Genomic DNA, 23,381 nt, shown 5'->3' on the forward strand with positions numbered 1-23,381 from the left:
CAAATCTTGGCACACGAGCGGGAAGTCGACATTGGGGGCACGTTGGCGGGACGTTGGCGGTTCACCGAAGCATGAGAGCGATTCCAGGGGAGAGGAACCTCATGTACCTCGTGAACGGCGAACGGGTCGCACTCAGCGAGTCCGTGTCCTCCGGCAAGGTGACGCTCGACCCGGCCACCGGCGAAGAGCTGCGCAAAACGCTCGCCGAGCAGATCGACCAGGTCGACTCGTGGCTGGAGCGCGCCGGGCGTCTCTCCCGCCCGGCACCGCTGGGCGCCAACCCGGTGAGCGACGCGATGACCTCCAAGTTCGCCGGCCGGGCCGAGGGCGACTATCACTCGTTCGTGAACATTCTCACTGCCTACCGGACCGTGCTGGAGCAGACCGAGCGGTCGATCAGCACCGCCGTCGAGAACTTCGTCCAGATCGATGACGACCACCGCGCCGAGATGAACAAGCTCAGCGGCAGCTGACCAACCCGAATCGAGAACACCGGTCATGGCCCCGACCCAGAACGAAGAAGAGATCGAGACGGTGCTGCACGACGCCCAGAACTGGGCCGCGCGGTCGCACCAGGACCTCTACACCGCAGTGCACAACAACAACGACCCCGGCCAGGCAGGCGAGATCGGGTCGGAGTGGGGCCAGTTCGGCTCCGAGATGACCGAGGCCGCGCAGCTCATCGCGGACCGCGTCACGGCGACCGAGAGCGGCTGGACCGGCGAGGCCGCCGACAGCGCCCGCGCCGCGATCAAGCTGTTGTCCGACTGGGTCACCGAGACCGCCGAGACCGCGGTCGAGGTCGGCAACCGCGTCGCGGACCAGGGCCGCGTCATGGCCACCGCGCGGGCCAACATGCCGGAACCCGTGCTGTTCCAGTGGGACGCGGCCACCCAGATGCTCTCCGCACCCGGCCTCGGCGCGTTCGTCGCGTCGGCCGCCGACGTGCAGGCGGCCAACGAGCAGGCCCGCGGCGCCCACGAGCAGGCCGTGGCGGTGATGAACGCGATGGAGCAGGAGTCCAGGAACGTCGACCGGACCACGCCCGTGTTCAAGCCGCCGTTCAACCCGGTGACCGGGGAGACCGAGGAGCCCGTCGTCGCGATGGCGCGCACCTCCGGCGTGTCGCTCGCGGGTGCCTCCGCGGGCCCTGCCCCGGCGGCGCGTCCGGACGGGTTCACCGCGTCTGGTGCCGATGGCGGAACGGGTGGCGCCGGAACCGGCCCCGCTGCCGGCTCTGGACCGGGTGCCGTCGCCGCGAATCCCGGTACGGGTACCGGAACCGCTTGGCAGGCCTCCAACGCCCCCGCGGCCGCCGGGTACCCGTCGGGCTCCGGCGCGCCGAGTCAGTGGCAGTCCGGCTCGACGGACCACACGACCGCGGCAGCCGCCACGTACCAGCCGGCCGCGCCCCCGATGCCGACGTCGCACGGCTACCCGAGCGGGACCATGCCGACCAGCACGGGCGGCATGACGTGGGACCCCACGACCGGCCAGCCCACCGGCTTCGGGACCGGCAAGAACACCCCGGCTCCCGGCGCACCCGGTGCCGTGCCCCCCGGCAAGATGCCGGGGAACTTCGGCCCCGGTGGCCCAGGCGGCCCCGGCCTCACCGGCGGAGCAGGCGGTTCGGGTGGCGGAGCCGGTGGCGCGGGCGCGAAGGGTGCCTTCGGCGGTGCGGGCGCGTTCGGTTCGGGCGCACTGGGAGGCGCGGGCGGACCGGGTGGCGCTGTCACCCAGCCCGGCGGCTCGACCGGCACCCTCCAGCCGGGCCAGCAGCAGGCGATGGCCCGCGGTGGCGCGGCGCCCGTGGGGCCGGGAGCCGCCGGTGCGGCAGGCGCCGCGGGTGCGCCGATGGGTGGCGCGCCCGGTGCCGGCCGAGGCGAGGAGGACAAGGAGCACAGGTCCGCCTCCTACATCATGTCCGGCGATCTCTTCGAGGTCCCCGGCGAGAACCTGCCGCCCGCCGTGATCGGTGGCGCCAAGAAGAAGAAAGAGCAGGACCAGTGATCACTCCGGACTACCTGCTGACACCGGTGCAGCTCGACTTCCTGTGGCACGACCTCGGGCTGGGCAGACTGCCCTACCCGCTGGACGTGCCGAGCGTCGGCGGCACCGAGGAGGAACGAACGCGGCGGCGTCACGACGTGCTCGACGGCCTGCAGCACAACGGCGAACTGCACGACCTGCTGCGGCTGCTGGCCGAGCACGAGGTGTCGGTCGACGCGGTGGCGAGCATCGACCGTCCGGTGCGGGCGATCGCGGCATCGGACGGGTCGCGCGCGGTGCTCGCGGTGATCGACAGCGACCAGGTCGGCCTGCTGGAGATCCGGCCCACCGCGCTGGCGAGGTCGATCGTCGAGGTGCTGCCGTCGGGGACCGCGGGCCAGGGCAACGCGCTGTCGATGCGGCTGGACTCGTTGCGGCAGGCCGTCGACCTGCACGAGGACCCGCCGGAGTCCGACGACCCGTGGGGTGACGACGACCTGGACGAAAGGCAGGCGCTGCAACGGGTCGGCCTGTCCGCCAAGGACGCCGCGCAGATCAGCGAGCTGGCCGCGAACCGCGTCGCGGGCGGGCAGTTCGGCGTCACGCGCGGCACGTCGCAGTTCACGTCCGACCGGGCCGGGGTGACGATCAACTGGTTCGACACCCCCCAGGGCCGCTACCTGATGGTCCACGAGGACGGCTGGCTGAGCCTCTCGCCGACCGACAACGACCGCATCGCGAACCGCATCGACTCGCTGCTGGCAGCGGGCTGAGGAACAGAAGGCTGCCGTGAACCCGATCAACCCGACGCAATGGCTAGAGGAGTACGAGGCGCGCCTCGCCGACCTCAAGCAGAAGTCCGAGGACCTGCAGGAGAACTTCGCCTCGGCCAGCGCCACCGCGTCCAGCAGGGACGGCGCGGTGACCGTGACCGTCGGCCCCAACGGCGGCCTGCAGAACCTGCAGCTCGGGCATCGCGCCGTCGAGCTCGGCGCGCCGCGGCTCACCGCGTTGATCCTGGAGACCGCCCGCATCGCCCAGAAGCAGGCCGCGGGCAAGGTGCTGGAGGTCTTCCGGCCGCTCGGTGAGGGCACCGAGGCGATGTCCATGGTCATGGACGCGATCCCGGACGACGAGGACGTCGATGGCGACACCGCGTTCGACGAGATCGACGAGCCGGAACCCGAGCCCGCACCCGCTCCGCCGGTGTACCGCCCGGCCGCGACGGCCCCGCAGGCACCGCGCCCCGTGCGCAGGGCACGTCCCGCCGACGACGAGGAAGACGAGAACCAGCCGTGGTGACCGGAAAGCAGGAACAGCGATGACCGAAACCCCGCTCCCCTCCCCTCCGGGCATGAACATCACGGAGGAGAACAAGTTCAAGGGCTCGCTGTTCATCGACGCGTACGCCAACCTGATCGACGGGATCAGCAAGGACGCCGAGACCGAGACCGAGAAGGCTCTCGACATCACGTTCAACGCCATCGGTGCGGCGGCGTCGACGGTGATGCTGGTCATCGACCCGCTCGGCAGCTTGATCGGCGCGGGCATCGGCTGGCTCATCGAGCACGTCAGCTTCCTGCGTGACGCGCTCAACCAGCTGATGGGCAACCCGGAGGAGATCCAGGCCAACGTCGAGGCGACCAAGGCCAAGGCCGCCGAGCTGCGCGTGCTGGCCGAGGACCACAAGGGCGGCCTGGCGACGTTCGACGGCTGGTCAGGGCAGTCGTCGGAGAACTTCAAGTCGAGCATGGACACCATGGGCGCCGAGCTCGACGAGCTCGCCAACGCGGTGGAGACCAAGGCCAAGATCGTCGCGATCATGGGCATGCTGGTCACGGTCCTGCGCGACATCGTCCGCGACCTGATCGCCCAGCTGCTCGGTTCGCTGATCGGCGGCGCGCTGATCGCGGCCGCCACCATGATCCCCACGTTCGGCGCGTCCATCCCCGCCTTCATCGGCTTCGCGGTCGGCAAGGCGGTCGCGCTCGGCACGAACATCGCCGCTCGGGTCTCCAGGGTCATCGCGGCGCTCGGCAGGCTGATGGGCCGGATCGGCAAGCTCGACGACGTCATGGCGAAGATCAGCAAGGGCTGGGACCGCTTCGACAACGCCGCCGACGTGGCCGAGGTCAGCTACGAGGGCTACAAGGCGGCCGACGACGTCGACGACGCCATCGACAAGGGCCTCAAGGACGACGAGGCCAACGACAAGGTCACCGACGCCAACGACAAGGCGAAGGAGGCGTCCGACAAGTACCAGTCGGCGAAGGACGCCGAGGCCAAGGCGGCCGAGGACGCGAAGAAGGCCAACGAGGCGCTGAACGCGGCGGGCGACAAGGTCAGCGCCGCGGCCGACGAGGTCAACCGCGCCGCCGAGTCCGGTGACCAGGCCAAGTACGACGCGGCCAAGGCGAAGTACGACGCCGCCAAGGCCGAAGCGGCCGACGCGGCCGCCACGGCGGCTCGCGAGTCCAAGGAGCTGAGCGACGCCGCCAAGAACAGCTACGACACCCTCCAGGCGTCGAAGCCGGCGGACGACGCGGCGAAGGCGGCGTACGACGAGTACCTGAAGAACTCCGGCGGCACCGCCAACCCGGACCTCACCGCCAAGAACGACGCGGCCAAGGCGGCCAACGAGTCCTACGAGAAGGCGAACGCGGACTTCGCGGCGAAGAACGCGGCGGCGGCCGAGGCCAACGCCAAGGCGTTCGCATCCGGTTCGGACGCCGACATCAAGGCGGCCGAACAGGCGTCGAAGACGGCCGAGAGCGCGGGCAAGACCGTGGAGTCCGCGGCCGACCACGCCAAGACCACCGGCGAGGCGGCCAAGCAGGCCTACGAGCAGGCGGGCGGCGGCACCGGTGTGCCCGCGTCCAACTCGCCGAGCGATCCGCTGAAGCACGCTCAGGACGTGAACAACAGCGTCGGCCTCGGTGACGCGTTCGAAGGCGACGCGTTCATGGGCGGGTTCGGCAAGTCGGGGCCGCAGACAAACGGCCCCTCCGTGCAGGTCTGACGCTTCAACTGGAGAAAAACGCTCATGGCCAAGGGGAACGCCAATCCCAACCCGTCGCCGTCGGGCAACCCGAACGCGAACCCGGCGCCGCCACCCCCGGCGCCGCCCGCGGGGATCGGCACGGGAGGCCCCACCGGCAACTCCGGGTTCTCCATGAGCGACTCGTCGATGTCGGGACTGCAGAGCAAGGCGGGTGACCTGCAGTCCCGGCTGTCGACCATCTCCGGCGGCCTGCGCGGCCTCAACCTCGGCACGAACTCACTGGGCCCCATCGGCCTGTTCGCCGTGCCCTCCCTCAACGCCTCCAACGACAACGCGATCGCCCAGGCCGACCGCGGCGCCAAGGCGTTCGGCGACGTGCAGGCGGGGTTGAAGGCCACCGCCAACACGGCCGTCAGCACGGACACGAACAACTCGTCGTCCATCAAGTCGATCGACACGTCCACCAACTACAAGCCGCCGCCCAACGGCGGCGTGAACGTGCCGGTCGCGCCCCGGCCCGGCGGGCCCAACGTGTCCGCGCCGCCTGTCGTGCCCGGTGGACCGGTCGGTGGGCCCGGTGGTGTCAAGGGGCCCGGCGGTCCCAACGTCTCCCAGACGCCGAACATCAAGGGCGGCCCGGTTGGCACGCCCAGCGGTGTCAAGGGACCCGGTGGTCCCAACGTTTCTCAGGCACCCAACATCAAGGGCGGCCCTGTTGGTGCGCCCAGTGGTGTGCAGGGGCCCGGCGGGCCCAACGTGTCCCAGGCACCGAACGTCAAGGGCGGCGGCCCCGTCGGTGCGCCTGGTGGCGTGAAGGGGCCTGGTGGGCCTGGTGTGTCGGCACCTCCTGTTGTCGGTGCGGGTGGTGTGCCTGGCGGGAAGCCCGGTGCCGCTCCCGGTGGCAAGGGTGTGGGGCCGATCCCGAACGTTTCCGGTGCCACCGGTGGGATTCCCGGTGGCAAGCCGGGGACCGGGCCGGTGGGTGGCCCGGTCGGGGCGGTGCCCGCGGTGTCGGGTGGGACGAACGCCCCTGGTGGCAAGCCCGGTGCTCCTGGTGGGAAGGGCGTGGGTCCGGTGCCCACGTTGCCCGGTGCCGCGAACGCTGTTCCCGGTGGGAAGCCCGGTATTCCGGGGCCTGGCGCTCCCGGTGCGCCCGGCGTGGCGCCTGGTGTCGGTGGCAAGTCCGGTGGTGTTCCGGGTGTTCCCGGTGCCGCTCCGGGTGTTCCGGGTGTTCCGGGTGCCAAGCCCGGTGTGACTCCCACTGCTCCGGGGCCGCAGAGCGCGGTGACGTCGCCCTCCGCGGGCGGCCCGCGCAACATCTCCTCCGCGCTGGGGGCCGGGGTGGCTCCCCCGGCCGCGAACGCCGGTGTCGCCCCGCCCATGGCGCCGGGCGCGAGTCCGGCCGCCGGCGCTACCGGCGACAGGTCCAGCAAGTTCGTCGCGCCCGGCACCGGCAAGGGCGTCTTCGACGCACCCAAGCCGCCCACGCCCGACAGCACCATCACCAAGGCTCCGCCCGGCTCGGCGTCCACCCCGCCCCCGGCTCCCAAGCCGGGTGGCGTGACGCCTCCGTCCACTCCGGGTGTCCCTGGTGCCACTTCCCCCGCTCCTGGTGCCACTTCCCCGGCGCCTGGTGCGCAGAGCGCGGTGACGACGCCGTCGACCGGCGGCCCGCGCGGCGGCGTCACCCCGGCGCCGAACCCGGCCGTGAGCCCGGCGGCGAACGCCGGTGTCGCTCCGCCCATGGCGCCGGGCGCGAGTCCGGCCGCCGGGGCTGGTGGCGACAGGTCCAGCAAGTTCGTCGCGCCCGGCACCGGCAAGGGTGTGTTCGACGCACCCAAGCCGCCCACGCCGGACAGCACCATCACCAAGGCTCCGCCGAGCTCGCCGTCCGTCCCGCAGGCGGCACCGCCCAACGCGAACACGGCGCCGCCGCCCGTGCAGTCGCGGCCCCGACCAGCCGCTCCGCCGGTCAACACGCCGCCGGTCAACGCTCCCAACCTGAACACACCGCCGGCCAACTCGCCCAGCGCGAACATCCCGCCGACGAGTGCCCCACCGGCCGCCCCCAGCACGAACGCGAACACGACGCCACCGGCGACCACGCCCAACCCCAGCGCGGCACCGCCACCCGTGCAGTCGCGGCCCGCGCCGGTCAACCCGCCGGTCGCTGCACCGAACCCGAACGCACCCTCGGTCAACCCGCCAGCCACCAATGCCCCGCCGGTCAGCGCACCGGCAGCCAACGCGCCCGCAGTCAACCCGCCGGGCACCAACGTGCCTCCGGTCAATGCACCGGGCACCAACGCGCCCGGCACCAACGCGCCACCGGTGAACACGCCAGCCACCAACACGCCGTCCGTCAACACACCGAACACGCCGTCGGTCAACGCTCCCAACGTGAACACCCCGCCGGTGAACACGCCGGCTACCAACGCACCCTCGATCAACACACCGAACACGGCGCCGCCGGCGACCACGCCCAACCCCAACGCGGCACCGCCGCCCGTGCAGTCGCGGCCAGCACCGGCCAACCCGCCGAACACGAACGCACCCGCAGTCAATCCGCCAGCGAGCAACGCGCCGCCCATCAACGCACCGGCCGCCAACACGCCCGCAGTCAACCCGCCGGGCACCAACGTGCCGCCCGTCAACCCGCCCGGCACCAACGCGCCGCCCGTCAACCCACCGGGCACCAACGTGCCACCGGTCAACACGCCCGGCACGAACGCGCCGCCCGCGGGCGCCCCGCCGGTGTCCGCACCTCCGGTCTCCGCACCTCCGGCCAACACCGGCGTCACGCCGGACATCGCCGTCGCGCCACCGGTCATGACGCGCCCCGCGCCGGGCACCAGCAGGGGCATCAACACGGGCGCGAACCCCGGCACGTCCGTCAACCCGCCGGTCAACGTCATCCCGGCGACCAGTCCGGCCGCGGCGCCGTACCAGGCGCAGCCGCGATCCGGCGGCGGGTCGAAGCGGGCCAAGCTGAAGAAGTGGCTCGGCATCGACAAGATCGCCGGCCTGTTCAAGCCGAAGCCCGGGACGAGCGCACCCACCGTCACGCCGGTCGCGCCGCCCGCGCCGCAGAACGCGTGGCAGCCGTTGCTGAACCCGAACGCCGACCTCACGACGGCGAACGTGCAGGACCTGCAGACGAAGATCAGCGAAGCGGTGGTCGGGGGCAAGCCCGCCAAGGCGCGGGTCCTGATCAACCGGTTGACACCGGGCTCGAACCTGCACACGCAGCTGACCCAGCACTACAACAACGAGGTCGCGGCGAACCCCGACCCCGCCAAGGTCGAGGTGCCGAAGCAGATCCACTTCGCGTGGTTCGGGCCCACGCCGCAGCCCGGCGCGGTCGAGGGCATGCTCGCGTGGGCGGCCGAGGTCGGCAACACCAACGGGGACTGGAAGGCCACGCTGTGGACGGACTCGTCCTCGGCGAACTGGAACCCGGCCGTGGTCCAGCAGCTCACCGACGCCGGCATCGAGATCAACTCGACGGCGCCGGACCTGGTGAACCAGCTGTCGAACGACGTGCAGAACCGCGCGCAGAACCCGAACCAAACCACGCTCAACCAGATCTACGACGCCGCGAAGGCGGACGACGCGAAGGCCTACAACCTGGCGGCCGACATCGCCCGATACGCCGTGCTGGCCAACGCGGGCGGCGTGTACGTGGACGTCGACATCCGGCCGGGTTCGGTGTCGCTCAACAACATCGGCGACATGAGCATGCGGCCGGACGACGTGCCGTTGTTCGCGCCGCGTCTGCGCGACCAGCAGAGCGTGCAGAACGCACTGGGCGACCCCGGCGCGAACCTCACCCCCGGCAACGTGAACAACGCCGCCGACATCCGGTACAGCGCTGGTGAGCTCAACAACAACTTCATCGTCGCGCCACCGAACTCCGACTTCATCAACGCGTTCGCCGACACGATCCCGAAGAAGTACGAGGCGCTGCAGAACCTCGTGGGACCGGCCAAGCTCCCCGGCGAGCTGAAGAACCAGGCGCCCGACGTGTCGGGGCCCAACGTCCTCATCGACGGCTCGCTGGCCCCGTCGACCGGGCTGATCGGGAGTTTCACCGCGGACCCCGGCAACCTGGACCTCGGCATCAACCTGTCGTACATGCCGCATCCGGTGCCCATGGTCGGCAAGACCGACTACCAGGCGCTGTTCGACCCGGACATCAAGAACGCCTGGACCGGCCTGGAGTGGGTCACGCCGGAGAGCGAGAACCAGCTCGACACGGACATCACGCCGGCCCCGTCGAGCAGGCCCGCACCGTCGGCCGACACCTCGACGACCGTGGCACCCCCGCAGGAGCGCGCCGCCCCGGCCCCCGCGGCCACCCCCGCCCCGGACACAACTGCCAACCAGAACCCGAACATCCCGGCCGCGCCGCCACCTCCGCCGCCCGCGACCACGGCACCGCCGAAGGTCAAGAGCGGTGGGGCGCCGCCGCCGCTGGCCCCGCCGACCCCGGACGCCCACCAGGGCAAGGACGTCCGCGGCGACGAGTCGTGGCGGCACGACCCGGCGAAGACGGCCGACTGGTTCGCCGCCAACGACCCGGTCTCCCCGGACGCGTGGGCGGACCGCAGGGACGGTGCGAACGTCCGCACGGTCGACACGGTCGTCGCCGACGTCACGACGGACAGCACCCCGTCGAACATCAAGTCCTACCAGGGGCTGATCAACTACGACCTCAGCCGGATCGAGGTCGCTCCCGGCAAGTTCGTGCAGGAGTACACCGTCAAGGTGCACCTCCAGCCGGGCGCGAACGTCGACCCCGCGGTCGTGCAACAGGTGCGGGACAACGCGAGCAACGGCGTGAACTCCTTGCTGAACCAGGGTTTCCGGTTGCCCAGCGGCGACCAGTTCCACCTCAACCTGGAGTTCACCGACAACGCGGCGGACGCGCACACGACCATCGAGGTCGGTGACGCCAACACCGACCAGCTGCACTGGAACCCCAGCGCCAGCCCCGAGGTGCTGGCCCACGAGACGCTGCACTACCTCGGCGTCCCGGACGAGTACAGCGACTCCACGCGCGTCTTCCTCAACCACGACACCAGTTCCGGTGTCCACGCAGGTGACGGCGGCATGATGGGCGCGGACGTGCTCGGCACCGACCCCGGTCTGCGCCCCCGTCACCTGTGGCTGATCGAGAACACCGCCAACAGCCAGGTCATGGTGCCGGACACCCGGCTGGACACGCCGGGCCCGGCCACCACGCCCCAGCCGAGGCCGGACGCGCAGCCGGCCCCGTCGAGCAGGCCCGCGCCGGTGAGCGACTTCGACAGCGATGTCGAAGCGGGGCCCAGCAAGAAGCCGCGGTTCGAGAGCCCCGACGCGGACGTCGAGATGGCCACCCAGCCCGACACCCAGCCCGACAGCCAGGCCGACACCCAGCCGGGACCGGCCGACTCGGACGCGGCAGTCGACGCGGTGGCCGACCAGATCCGCACGCTGTCGCTGAGCGACGTCCAGCACACCGTGCACAACCAGGCGTTCGCGGACCTCGCGACCGGCCCGGTCTCCTTGCCCACCAAGGAGGGCTACCTCGCCGACCTCAAGAACAGCGTCGGGAACAACAACCCGCCGTCGTTCGTGGTCAACATGATCGTCGGCCACGGCCAGCTGGGCGACCTGGACGCCGTCATCGACAGCGTCGTGCAGAACGCGGGCGACCTGGACGGCAAGATCGCGATCGTGATCGGCGTGAACGGCCGGGTGGGCCAGGACGCCGACATGGCCGCCGCGCTGAACGACGCGAACACGGCGATCTCCACCAGGACCGAGCCCATCGCGCTGGTGCAGCTGCCGACGATCGCGGCGAACGCCGACTTCCCGTTCGGCGACATGCGCAACCAGACGATGACCAGTCCCGCCACCCAGTTCGCCGTCGGCGCGCTGAAGGGCAACGGCACGCACCCGTACCTCGCGATCCAGGACTTCGACCCCGCGTCCCGCGCGGTGCCGTCCGGCGAGCACGTCTTCAGCCACGTCGCGCAGTCGTTGAACTCGCCCGACATCGGCCCCTCCCGGCCGCTGATGGTCAGCGGCGGCTACCGGGTCGGCGACCCGGCGCAGCTCGTCGCCGACACCACCGCCCGGATCGACCGGCGGGTCGCCGCCATCGACACCAGGGTGCCCCAGATCGAGGCCCAGCTGGATCAGCCCAATCTCGGCAAGCGGGTGGAGAAGTCGCTCCAGAAGGAACTGGGCGACCTCACCAAGGAGAAGGCGCAGCTCGAGAAGGCGCGCACCAAGGTCAACGAGGACGGCTTCGCCGCGAAGTTCGAGCAGGCGATCAAGGACGACATGGACGCGCGGCAGCGGCAGGCGGAGACGCACCCGCTGCTGCCGTACGCGCCGGAGCCGAACCTGTTCGTCGACGCCGTCGTGCCGCTGGTGGACCCCTCCGTGCGGTTCGGCAACGCGGGCGCGGAGTTCACCGGCCTCGGCAAGACGATGAACGACTTCAACGGCCGTGAGCTCGTCGACATCCACACCACGGACAACGGCCCGGCCGCGGACCCCGAGTCGATCAGGTCCCTCATCGAGACCGACGCGCAGAACAACCGGAACCCCGTGCGCGGCCCCGTGTTCACGGCGGATTTCGTGTCCGGCGCGGTGGAGACGGACCTGTCCCGGCTGGCGATGGGTCTCGCGGTGGACGGCAAGGTCCCGCAGACGCACGCCGCGCTGCCCAACGTCATGGACCGCTACTTCGGCGCGGACAACCCGCGGGACGCGAAGGCGGCCAAGGGCGACACGAAGTTCGCGAACATGCGCGACAAGTTCTCCGACCGGCCGCACCTCCAGCGCGAACCGCTGCGGCCGGGTGCCTGGAACCCGCCCGCCGCCGACTCCAAGGCACTGGGCGGGCAGGCGCACAACACGCTCAACCAGACGGTCTCCACGCCGCTGCCGGGCGACTTCGCCGACGTCCACGCGGGCATCGACCCGCAGCACAAGACCGTCACCGCGCTCAACGTCGCCATGTCGGACAACAAGGCCGCGGTGACGCGCAAGTTCGGCCAGCTCCAGAACGAGGTGCTGCCCACCGCGCCCCCGCCCCGGCCGGACGGCCTGTTCCAGGCCGTGCACGACGCGCGGGGCAACCCCGCCAACAGTTCCCCGGTGGCCCTGCGGGCCGACGCGACCAGGGGTGCCGCGAACGCGTCCACCGCGCTCAACAGCGACATCGCGAAGTTCATGCAGGACAACCAGTTCTCCAACGGCGACCTGGTCAACGCCTTCGTCGAGCACGGCCCGGCGCCGCAGCCCGCGATCCCGCCGGCGTGGCGGGGCGATGGCGACGTCGCCATCGAGAACAACACCGACGGCGACGTGACCATGGACGCCCAGGAGGACGTGGACGCGCGAGCCGAGATCGAGGCCCAGCGGGCGGCGAACGCCCGCGACCTGGCGGGCCGGATGATCGCGACGCAGATCAAGGCGCCGCTGGTGATCCACAACGCGGACGGCTCCACCACGACACTGGACCCGTTCGGCCGCAAGCAGCCCCGTCCCGAGTCCGCTCTCCACATCGACGCGGTCGTGGACGCCGACGGCAAGACCTCCTACCGGCCGCACACCGCCGACCCGGCACCGCGCACCCGGCCGGCACCCGGCACCAGCACGTCGACGACTCCCCAGGCCCCCATTCCCATGGTGCCGCTGGGCGCGTCCGCCAATCCCGCGGTCACACCGAACCCGGCCACCCCCGCGGTCGTGCAGAACCCCGCGGTCGTGCAGCCTCCGGCCAACCCCGGCCCCGTGCTGCCCAACCAGAACCTCCCGGCGTTCTTCCAGGACAGCAAGGCGCTGGGCACGATCGCGCCGACGTCGGTGAACGGCGGCCCGGAGGTCACGGCCGCGGTCACCGGCCTGGTTCCACCGGCCAGGGGTGTTGCGCCCCAAGGCATCGACAAGATCGCCCCGGCGCTGGAGCAGAACCTCGAGTCGTTCCTCGGCAACGGCCGCGACTTCCAGATCAAGGTCGGCAACAACTGGTTCGAGGCCAACGTCAAGGCGACGATGGGCACCGGGACCGACGGCACCCTCGCCGACCCGAAGACCAAGGTCGACCTCACTACGCAGAGCGGCAACGCGACCGCGCAGACCGGCACCATCGGCACGTCGAACGACGTGGGCGGCGCGGTCAACATCACCACGGGTGTCGGCCCGTACGCGTCGATCGCGGGCAAGGCGTCGCTCGCCACGCCGGTCACCAGCACGACGACGGGCACGTCCACCGCGGACCAGCGCGCCATCCGCTCCGGTGAGAACTCGACCAGCGCGACCGTCCCGGTCACCTACACGGTCACGCTCACCGACGCACAGGGCAACCAGGTCGGCACCCCGGTGACGACGGCCCCGCAGGACGTGACGCTGCAGATCCCGCAGGACCTCAGCACGATGACGCCGCCGGACCCGAGCCTCACCGAGGTGGCGCCCGCGGCGGGCTGGGGCGCGAAGCTCGAGCACCCCGCGCCGGAAGCCATCACGGACATCGACACGGCCAAGGCGTTCCGGGAGATCTCGGAGAACCTGCACCCCAGCGTCACCAGGCTGGGCGCGCCGGGCCGCGCGGCGTTGCAGGACTTCCTCGACCCCACCACGATCCGCGACAACCTGGGTGCCGCGCTGAACGGCTGGGTCACCTCACCGGACCTCGTGAGCCCGCACGGCAGCCGCGGCGGTGTGGTCCGCATGCGCGCCGTGCCGCTGAGCGTGGAACTGGTCGGCACCAACCCGACCACCGTGCTGCGCCTGCACGAATCCACGAGCACGAGCGTCGGTCAGAGCGCCAGCACGAAGAGCGGCTTCGACGCGAGCGTGACCGTGGGCGGCGGTGCCGCGGTGGCCGGCCAGGTCGGCGGCACGGCCGGTGCCACCGCCGGCTACTCCGCGAAGACCACCGAGTCGTCGAACGCGGGCACCAGCACGACGGCCAAGACCGGTATCCAGATCAAGGGCGACACCGGCCTCTACCAGGTCAAGATGCGGCTCGAGTTCGAGACGCCGCACGGGAGGGCGGTGCACGTCCCCGCCACCGGCCACGTGCGCGTCGGCCTGCCCGAGGCGAGCGCCGCGACCCTGCCCGTCCCGCCGGGCACGCAACCCGGTCTGGCCACGCCGACCCCGTCGCCGAAGTTCCCGCCGCCCTACCTGGCGAGCGCCGCGGCCGCGGGCAACGTGAAGGTCGGCACGTTCGCCCCCGCGGCGGAGGTGCAGAGCCAGGTCGAGAACGCGCTCAAGAACATCCCCGGCTTCGAGCACTTCGTGCCGAGCTTCGCCACCAACAGCGATCCACGTGCGTCCGGCAAGAACATGCAGGACCTCGCGGACCAGCTGGCGAACCAGCGCAAGCTCACCACGGAGCTGTCGCCCGCCGCGCTCAAGTCCCAGATGGACAGTCTGCTGGGCTCCGGTGTGCAGGTGCAGCTGAAGAAGCAGGGCAACGCCACCAACGACTTCGTCAACATCACGGTGAAGGCGCGGGTCACCAACCCGGTCCACCTCGGCCAGGCGGACGCGCGCAACGTCCGCGGTGCCGCGTCCACCGGACCGAAGCTGGACAGCTCGACGGCCACCCAGAAGGGCTGGAACGCGGGCGTCGAGGGCAAGGTCGTGATCCCGTCGGCCAGCGGCGGCACCAGCGCAACGCCCACGCCCACGGTGGGCGCGAAGTACAACAGCTCCACGGCGACGAAGACCACCGCCGGACCGAGCGTGAGCAGCACGCAGCTGAACGTCGGCAGCCCGAACGCGCAGCTGTTCCAGCACGACGTGACGTTCGACGTCGAGGTCACCACGTTCAGCCGCAACCGGGCGTGGGTCAAGCGGGTCACGCCGGGCTCGCCGTTCCGGCAGGTGCCGGAACCGAGGACGGTCGCCAAGACCGGCGTGAACCTGCCCGCGATCACCGGCCAGGTCAACCTGTGGGTGTCGGACAGCTCCGCGATGTCGTCCGACCCCGTGGTGTTCACCCCCGGCGCGCCGACCACCACCACGACGGTGAACCCGCCCGACATCCAGACCCTGCTCACGACCCCGAAACCGCCTGCGCCGCAGATCCTGCACGTCGAGGCGGTCGCGAACACCGAGACCGTGAAGAACGCGGCCATCGCGGCGCTGAACTCCGCGGCGCACGGCGACTCCGCGATCACCGTGCCCGGCACCGAGGCGCGCAACCGGATCGACAAGCTGTTCAGCCCCGAGAACATCAAGGCGAACCTGCCCGCGCTGGCGAGCAAGGGCATGACCGAGGGCGGCATGAAGTACGGCCGCCGGGTCAACGACCGCACCGGCGCGATCGGCATGTCCGTCCAGCTCGGCAACCCGAAGCTGGTGTCCATTTCGGACGACACGGGCACGGAGAACGCGCACAGCGGCGGGTTCAAGGCAGGCGACAGCAAGACCGGCGCGCAGTCGGTCGACCTCACCGCCGGACTGAACACGCCGATGCGGCCCACGAAGGGGGCCGTCGGCGCGGGTGCGCTCGGCGCCACCGCGAAGTGGACCCCGTGGTCGAAGTCCTCCACCGAGGCCACGGAGATCGGCGGCAACGTCGATCGCAACAGGGTCACGCCCGCGGGCGGCCGCACCGTGCTCGTGCAGATGGACGCCGACATCACGGTCGTCGGCGAGAGCCGGGCGGGCAACACCCTCCACAAGGGAACGCCGAACGTCGCGGGCTCGGTCGTGAACCTGCCCGGCGGCGTCTTCGTCCGGGTGAGCGAGGACGTGGCGCGGGACATGGGCGTGCTGCCGGACGTCGGCAACCACACCCCGGCGAACCACGGCACCATGGCGCCGCCCGCCACGCTGCGTCCGAACGAGCCCGGTGCGCTGGGCCTCGGTCTCGTCGAGCAGGCGCCGGACCTGACGAACCTGGTGCCGCAGCTGAAGACCGACCTCGGCGACCTCGGCGCGGACCTGCTGCCGCCGTCGGTGCTCAACGACTCGATGAACAACCTGCAGCGGATCACCGACCTCACCTCCGACGCGAGCGTGAAGGCGTTGGTGGACAGCGCGTTGGACGGTGGCGTCCCGCTGCTCGTGCACGACCCCGGTGTGTTCGGCAAGGACACCTACCAGGTGACCTTGAAGGCCACGCTCGGCACGCCGACGTTCAACGGCGCCGTCAACGACGGCGTCGAGATCGAGCACACGACCAGCGGCACGCACAAGGTGTCCGACGGCAAGGGCAAGGGCACCGGCTGGGGTGTCGGGCTCAAGGTGCCGGGCACCGCCCTGCCCTCGACCGGCAACCCGAACCTGTCCGGCAACGTGGGTCTGGTCGGCGCCGCCAACATCGGCCAGGCGCACTCGAACTCCACCACCGACTCGACCACGAAGCAGGTCGGCCACCTGCGCGCGGGCACCGGCCCCGCGGTCCGCTACACCGTGCCCGTCACGTTCGAGCTCGTGGTGGAGAAGGGCAACACCGAGGTCGGCAGCGCGACCAGCGGTCAGGTGGACATGTCCGTGCGCACCCTCGCGGACAACCAGAAGATCACCGCGCCCGCTCCGGCGCCGTTCACCGCGACACCCATCGACAAGACCCCGGCGCACGGCGATCCGGTCCACGCGCTCGCCTGGCAGCAGGCGGGCCCCGCACCCGGCGCCGACCCGGCCGTGCTGCCGCCGTCCGCGTCGGTGGAGAACCTGCGCGGTGCCAAGGCGTTGCAGGACGCAGCGGTGCGCGCGCTGACCAACGCCGGCGCGAACGCGGGCATCACCGGCAAGGGCACCGGTTCGATGAACGCCCTGCAGTCGGGCCTCTCGCTGGAGTCCTTGCAGCCCAACCTGCCCGGCATGCTGGACGGCGCGCTCGAGGTGCCCGGCCTGCACGAAGCAGCGCTGACGGTGAGCCAGCACGCGAACGTGAAGGTCTACGCGAAGCTGGTCAACCCCAGGCTCGACGCCCTGAGCGACGGCGTGAACCTGGAGAACCCGCGCACCACGGTCAGCACGACGTCCAGCGAGGCCAAGCACACCGAGACCGGCGACGTGTCGCTGGGCGCGGCGACCGGTGGCGTGTCGTCGAAAGCACCGGACATCGGGTTCTCCACCGGCGGTGCCGAGATCAGGCACGGCAGCGAGGACAGCTCGGCGGTGTCCGGCGGGTCCACGCACAACAAGACGAACAACCTCAAGCCGCAGGGCCGCACCGGCCTGGTCCAGTTCGACGTCGAGTACCGCGTCGTCGCCGACCTCGGCAACGGCCGTGTTGGCGTCGTGGACCTGAACGTCCCCGGCTCGGCCCAGGTGCGCATGCTGGCGGCCGACGCCGAAGCCGCGTTGAACCGGCCGATGCCGCCGGAACTGGACGCCGCGCAGACGGGTGTGAAGGACGCCGCGAAGGCGTGGCGCGACGCGGAGGTCGCCGCCGACAACGTCCGCCACGACGCCCAGGGCACGATCAACGACCTCGCGCCCGGCATCCAGCAGGCGGCGACGGACGTGCTGGACCGCACCGGTGACCTCGACGCGGCCGAACAGGGCGTGACCGACGCGACGAGAGAGCTTGGCCCCCGGCAGACCGAGCACGACACCGCGCTGCGGGACCTCGACGACGCCCAGACGGCGGCCGACACCGCCGCACGGACCGAACACAATCGCGAGCTCGCCGCCACCCTGGCCAACCAGTCGCTGACCGGCGCCGGCATCGAGGTCGGTCTCACCGCCGACGCCCTCGCGGCGATCAACGAACGCGTGACCGGCGCGACCACCGACCTCGGCAACGCCCAGACGGCCGTCCACTCGGCACAGCAGGCCGTCGACAACCACGTGCCCGGCACCCCGCCCGACGCGGTGGGCACCAGGCTCGCCGACGACCTCAGGAACGCCCGGAGCACCCGCGACGCCGCGCAGACGCGGCTCAACGACCTGCAGGGCAGGGCAGCGAACGCGCAGACCTCGTACGACCAGGCCGTGCTCGGCCAGGGCGTCGCCCAGCAGCAGGCGAACCAGGCGGCCACCGACCTGGAGCAGGCCAGGACCGACCACGCGACCAGGTTGGTCGACCTCGGCACCGCGCAGGCGAACCTCGACACGGCGGCCAACAACCTGCGGGACGCGCAGAACAACGCCCAGCAGGCACGGGCCGCGCGCGACCAGGCCCAGCAGGCGCACGACGCCGCCGTGCAGGCGCAGCAGGGGATCGTCGCCCAGTTCAACGCGGTGGAGGCCCAGGTCAACCAGGCTCGGGCCAACGCCGACACCGCGCAGGGCGCGTGGTGGCAGGCCAAGACCGCGGTGGAGCAGGAGGTCCAGAACTACAACAACCCGCCTGCCGCACCGGCGGTGCCGAGCACGTCGACGACGCAGAACACGCCGAACATCCCGAGCACGCCGAACGTCCCAAGCACGGCGACCAACCCGAGCACGCCGACCATCCCGAGCACATCGACGAACACGCCGAGCGCGCCGAACGCGCCGGCCGGGCCCAGCACGCGGTCCGCGCCGATGACGCGCCCGGCGCCGACCACGCGCGGTCCCTCGTCGCCGGCTGCCTCCGTGCCACCGCCCGCGCCGGCATCCCCGGACGTGGCGCCGGTCTCGGTGTCCCCCGACATGACGCCCGCCTCGCGCGGCCCCTCCCCCGAACGCTCCTTCGACTTCACCCCCGGCACCACGTCGCTCACCCCGCAGCAGTCGGCCGAGATCGACGCCCTCGCGGCCGACCTCACCGAGGCCACGGCCAAGCGCGCCGGCCTCGGCTACCAGCCGCCGAAGGTGGAGGTCTCCGGCAGCAACGCCCCCGTGGTCAAGGCGGCCCTCACCGACGAGCTGGGCGACCTGGTGGCCGTCACCGTCGCGGAAGGCGGCCGTCCGGACGCGGCGGACGTCCACGTCGACTGGGACCTCAAGCGCCCGGAGGGCTACGTCCCACCGGAGCCGCCGAAGTCGGAGAAGGTGACCGACACGGTCATCACCTCGGACAAGCCCCAGGCCCCGCACCCGATCCTGGGCGACGAGTCGTGGCGGCACAGCACCGCGCCGACCGCGGACTGGGCGAGGCCCGACAACCCGGTGCCCGCCAACGACATCCGGCAGGCGCGCGACTACGCCCCGATCAGCACGGTCCGCTCGGAGGACGGCGGCGTGCTCACGAGCAGCACCGTCAAGCCCGGCGAGATCAAGCTCGACGCGTGGCGCGGCCCGATCGCCTACGACAAGCGGACGTTCGAGGTCGACGGCACGAAGGTCCAGGACTACACGGTCAAGATCTACCTCGACCGCACCGGCCCCGACGCCGACGCGCTCATGGCCCGCACGCAGAGCGGCGTCGAGAGCCTGTTCAACCAGGGGCACCGGCTGCCGAGCGGTGACCAGTTCCACGTCACCGTCGAGTTCACGAACAACCCGGCCGAGGCGCACGGCCACATCACCATCACGAAGCCCGACGGGCGGGCCAACCAGCTCAACTGGCCGGTCGACACCGACCCCCGCAGGCTGGCGCACGAGGTCGGGCACTTCCTCGGCCTGCAGGACGAGTACTTCGAGACCGACGGCGCGAAGCCCGTCTTCCAGCACTCCCACGGCAAGACCGTCACGCACACCGACGGCACCGTCGAGATCGTCGGCACGGGGCGCGTCGCCCACGACAACGCGCCGATGACCGACGGCATCGACGCGCCGGACGTGGAGATCAAGCCGCGCAACCTGTGGCTGATCGAGACCCGGTCGAACGCGCTGGCCTCGCCGAACCTGATGCTGCCCACGGCGTTCGACACGAGCGTCGGCCTGCCCGGTGCGCCGGTCACGCCGAACCAGCAGACCATGCTCGACAAGCACGGGGCGATCACCGCGGACGTGTCCGGCGGGTCGCTCGTCAACGCGCTGGCCGCGACGATGGCGCCGGACAACCCGAACGCGCAGCAGGACCTGGTCGCGAAGATGGCGGGCAAGACCGACATCGACCAGATCGCCAAGGCGGCGGACGCGCGGTTGTTCGTGCTGGGACCGGACGGGAGGTTCACCGAGCACGGGAACAAGGCGACCGGCAAGCCGGTGCACGTCGTCCAGACCGCCGACGGGTACCACGCGACGATGGAGGACGTCCACATCGGACGGCCGGAGGTGTCGTACCCCGGTCCGACCAAGCTGGAGGTCCACAAGCAGCGGCGCACGGTGCACCGCGGCGAGTTCGAGATCGAGACGATCGCGGGTGTCCACCACGTCCGGATCTACACGGCCGTGGTCAACCCCTCGTTGTTCGACATGTCCATGCCCGGAAAACAGACGTCCCCCTTCAAGGACATCCAGCAGGACGCGGACGGCAACCTGCGCATCGGGCCCGGCAACAACGCCCAGCTGTGGGCGGGCGCCGGACGTCCGCAGCGGGCGCTGCAGTGGCTGGCCAAGTACGAGCACACCGACGGCGGCAAGCCGATCAGCTCGACCAACCCGGCCGTCAAGCGCCCGGTGCTGCGCTCGTTCCTGGTGCCGCTGGACACGTTCACCGAGGTCACCGAGGGAGCCACGGTCGAGGGCGCACCCGGTGCGACAGCCGAGACGGACACCTACAACGTCGACCAGCGCGGCGAGCCCAACCAGTTCGGCATCGGCGGCGCCCACCTGGACGAGCTGATCAAGCACGCGCAAAAGGGTTCGCTGATCAGCTACCCGTCGAACCCGGCGGAGGGCTTCGACCACGCCGACCGCGCCGGGCGGATCGTCTCGCCGAAGGAGCTGTACGGCCGGCTCGGCATCGGCGCCGACTTCCGCACCGACGCGCTCGGCAAGGCCTACGACCCGTGGTTCTCCTGGGAGAAGCAGGCCGACGGCACGTGGAAGTTCGACGGCTTCCGCAACGACGCGCACCGGCTGCACGAGATCGCCACCGAGCTGCGCGAGCACCACGTCACCTGGCAGCAGGGCAACCAGGACGTGTCTCTCGCGCTGATCGCACCGGACGCCGAGTCCATTCCCAACGCACGCGCCAGCCAGTCCACAAAGGACAACAGCTACGAGCAGCGGGTCAAGCGGCTCAACCAGTTCCTCAACGAGGTCGGGCCGGCGTCGGCGAACGTCGAGAAGATCACCACCGACGTGCTGTCCACGGCGCCGGACGCGCTGCGGCAGCACCTCGCCGCCAACGGTGCGCCAGACGTCGACGACGTCGCACTGCAGAAGGCGATCGCCAAGGTCACCCCCGAAGCCGCGCGCGACGCGGCGAGGGGCATCGACAACGCGATCAAGCTGATGAAGGGGAAGATCGACTCCAGAGCGGAGCTGGAGACCCTGATCAGCACCGGGTTCAAGCCGAAGTCAGGAGCCGTCCGCACGTTCTCCGAGCACGTCATCGCCACCACCGTGAACGACTTCGCCGCCAAGGTGGAACAGCACCCGGACCTGGCGTTGCTCGACGACGCCAGCCGCACCCGCGTGGCGACCGAGCTGAAGGGCCGGATGACAGCGGCGCTGACCGCCGAGTTCACGAACCTCGCGAGCCTGGACGGGGAGAAGAAGGGCGGTGCGAAGGCCGGCTGGCTCAGCGGGCACCGGCTCACCAAGTTCGGCGAGAACGTCGCGGGACACCTGACGAACCAGTCGGTACCCGGTGTCCAGGCGAACATCGATCCCGACCGGCTGGCCGCCGTGGCGCAGGACGAGGTGCTCGGCGAGGTCGTCACCGGCGCCCTGGACGCGTTCACCGGCAAGGACCTGGCCAGCACCAGTCCCGACCAGCTGAAGGCGGTCGTGTCGAACGAGGTGCTGCCCAAGCTGTCCGCCGACGTCGTCACCGAGCTGCGCGACAACAAGTCGCTGGCGCTGGCCGACCCCGGCTTCCGCGCGACCATGGCCACCGCCGTGGCGCAGAACGCGCACACGCGGGCCGACCAGGCACTCCAGGGGTTCACGTTCGACCCGGTCGATCCGGCCGAGGTGAACGAGATCATGGCCAAGGTGCCGGAGATCGCGAGCCAGGCGGAGATCGGCGCGCTGATCGCCGCCGACTCCGACCGGATCGGGCTCGACTTCAACACCAGGGTGCAGGGCGAGGCCGCCCCGTTCGAGAACGCCTACCACCAGTGGAAGACCGAACGCCCGCAGGAGCTGGAACGCCAACGCGTGGCGGGCGCGCAGCTCAGCAACAGCATCAACAGCCCCGACCGCGACGCACAGGTCGTCGTCGACCAGCTCATCGCGCTGTACCCGGAGCTCGGCCCGAAGTTCGCCGAGGTCGCCACCGCGCCGCAGCTCGAGCCGGGCCGGAAGCCGGGCGCGAAGACCCCGTACACCTTCTACGAGCACGCGCAGATGGTGCTGGGCCAGTACTTCACGCTCACCGTGAACGAGGATCCCGCCAACCGGCTCATCAAGCCCGAGGTGCTGGCCAAGGCGATCCTGTTCCACGACATCGAGAAGAACAACGCCAAGAACCAGTTCGGCGACGGCCAGGGCAAGCACGACGCCGAGCCTGAGCACAAGCTCGCCGTGCAGATGATGGACCGCTACCGCGGGCTGTGGGGCGACGCGAAGCACGAGACCGAGTTCCAGGCCGCGAGGGCCGTCGTGGACTCCGACCCGTTCGGCTTCTACCTGCGCAACAAGATCTCCGCGGACGAGGCCTTCAGCTTCATCCACGACCTGTCGCAGAAGATCGCCCCTGGGAACCCGGCCGCCGCGCAGCAGCTGTTCCACGAGTTCCACCAGTACTACCAGGCCGATTTCTCGTCCTACACGACCAACAGCGTGTTCACCGACGCGGACGGCGTCGTCCAGCAGGGCCCGAACTCGTTCACCAGGATGTTCGAGCCCGGCGAGTTCGGCATCGAGCTCACCGGGGACGGCAGGCACTTCGAGTACGCCGCGAACAGCGACGCCGCGAAGAAGATGCAGCAGCTGAGCGACATGTTCCGCGACGCGGACACGGTCGCGCAGCACCGCGACCGCATCCGGGGCGTCGACACCAGCGGGCCGGTGCCGCCGTCCGCACCGAAGCGGGCACCGAACACCGCGTCGGCTGATCCGGCGCGCGAGGTGCTGACCGTTCCTGGCAGTCCGGCGGCCGGTCCGTGGACCAGGCCGCAACAGCAGGCACCCACCTACACCGCACCACCCCCGGCGCACACCGGATACCCCGCGGCCCCGCAACCGCCCGCACCGACGGCACCCCCTCGGTGGACCCCGCTGCGCAGGCCGACCGAGCACGAGGTCGCCCAGTTCGCGGGCCAGTTCTGGCATCCGTTCACCGTCGCGATGTCGATCGTCGGCATGCTGCACCAAGGGTACGGCGACGCGGACATCGCGCGGCAGTTCAACGTCCACATCGCACAGGTCCAGCAGTACCGCTGGTGGCTGACCCCGCACCGCTGAACGACATCAGGGCCGCATTCACAACGCTGAACGTTGC

General features: G+C 71.0%; 6 protein-coding genes. All 6 read left to right on the forward strand.

Annotation, left to right across the window (positions count from 1 at the left end; genetic code table 11):
* The first annotated feature begins 101 nt into the window (after positions 1-101).
* From FKR81_RS09360 to FKR81_RS09385, 6 genes are read left to right on the forward strand one after another with little or no spacing between them, the layout of a single operon-like run.
* Positions 102-473: a hypothetical protein gene (locus tag FKR81_RS09360; protein WP_146350577.1), complete on the forward strand. Its 372-nt coding sequence runs from the start codon at positions 102-104 to the stop codon at positions 471-473.
* 25 nt (positions 474-498) lie between these two features.
* On the forward strand, positions 499-2,010 hold the full coding sequence (locus FKR81_RS09365; protein ID WP_146350578.1) for a PPE domain-containing protein: 1,512 nt from the start codon (positions 499-501) through the stop codon (positions 2,008-2,010).
* Positions 2,007-2,762, forward strand: coding sequence for an ESX secretion-associated protein EspG (locus tag FKR81_RS09370; RefSeq protein WP_146350579.1), 756 nt, complete (start codon positions 2,007-2,009; stop codon positions 2,760-2,762). Before FKR81_RS09365 ends, FKR81_RS09370 begins: the two co-directional genes overlap by 4 nt.
* A 16-nt stretch (positions 2,763-2,778) precedes the next feature.
* Positions 2,779-3,291, forward strand: coding sequence for a YbaB/EbfC family nucleoid-associated protein (locus tag FKR81_RS09375; protein ID WP_235921410.1), 513 nt, complete (start codon positions 2,779-2,781; stop codon positions 3,289-3,291).
* Between the two features lie 52 nt (positions 3,292-3,343).
* Positions 3,344-5,008 carry a WXG100 family type VII secretion target gene (locus FKR81_RS43445; RefSeq protein ID WP_186762874.1) on the forward strand — a complete coding sequence of 555 codons (1,665 nt, stop codon included), beginning with the start codon at positions 3,344-3,346 and terminating at the stop codon, positions 5,006-5,008.
* Between the two features lie 24 nt (positions 5,009-5,032).
* Complete coding sequence (locus tag FKR81_RS09385) at positions 5,033-23,344, forward strand: glycosyltransferase (protein ID WP_146350580.1); 18,312 nt, start codon at positions 5,033-5,035, stop codon at positions 23,342-23,344.
* Positions 23,345-23,381: the final 37 nt, after the last annotated feature.

The sequence above is a fragment of the Lentzea tibetensis genome (assembly GCF_007845675.1).
Lineage (GTDB): Bacteria > Actinomycetota > Actinomycetes > Mycobacteriales > Pseudonocardiaceae > Lentzea > Lentzea tibetensis.